Below are 479 nucleotides of genomic sequence, written 5' to 3'. Positions count from 1 at the left end.
GGCGCTGACCACTTTGTGGCTCATGACTGGGGTGAAGTCGTAACAAGGTAACCGTAGGGGAACCTGCGGTTGGATCACCTCCTTACCTGAGATAGGTTGAGTGCAGTGCTCACACAGATTGTCTGATGAAAGAAGAGAATAACGTTATCGTCATAGGCTTGTAGCTCAGGTGGTTAGAGCGCACCCCTGATAAGGGTGAGGTCGGTGGTTCAAGTCCACTCAGGCCTACCAAACGCTTTTCCTCTTTGCCATTTTCGAACGCTGCATTACTCATGTGCTCGCGCACACTGCGTGATTCGCGTTGAAACTGGCTGTGATGAAAAGGTTTGAATAAAACTCTGCGATGACGGTCTATTTCTGTATGGGGCTATAGCTCAGCTGGGAGAGCGCCTGCCTTGCACGCAGGAGGTCAGCGGTTCGATCCCGCTTAGCTCCACCATACTAAACGTAATTCAGAGTATATTGGCGACAGTATGCTG

The 479-nt window shown here is 50.7% G+C and carries 2 tRNA genes and 1 rRNA gene; all 3 read left to right on the top strand.

Annotation, left to right across the window (positions count from 1 at the left end):
* Nucleotides 1-85, top strand: a 16S ribosomal RNA gene (locus EAE90_RS23410); the annotation flags it as partial.
* A 69-nt stretch (nt 86-154) separates the two neighbouring features.
* Nucleotides 155-231, top strand: a tRNA-Ile gene (locus EAE90_RS23405).
* 132 nt (nt 232-363) lie between these two features.
* Nucleotides 364-439: transfer RNA gene (locus EAE90_RS23400), tRNA-Ala, on the top strand.
* Nucleotides 440-479 lie beyond the last annotated feature (40 nt).

Origin of the sequence: Photorhabdus caribbeanensis (assembly GCF_018448885.1) — a bacterium.
Taxonomy (GTDB): Bacteria; Pseudomonadota; Gammaproteobacteria; order Enterobacterales; family Enterobacteriaceae; genus Photorhabdus; species Photorhabdus caribbeanensis.
Note: the sequence above shows the minus strand (reverse complement) of the source record. Positions and strands in the feature narration are given on the sequence as shown.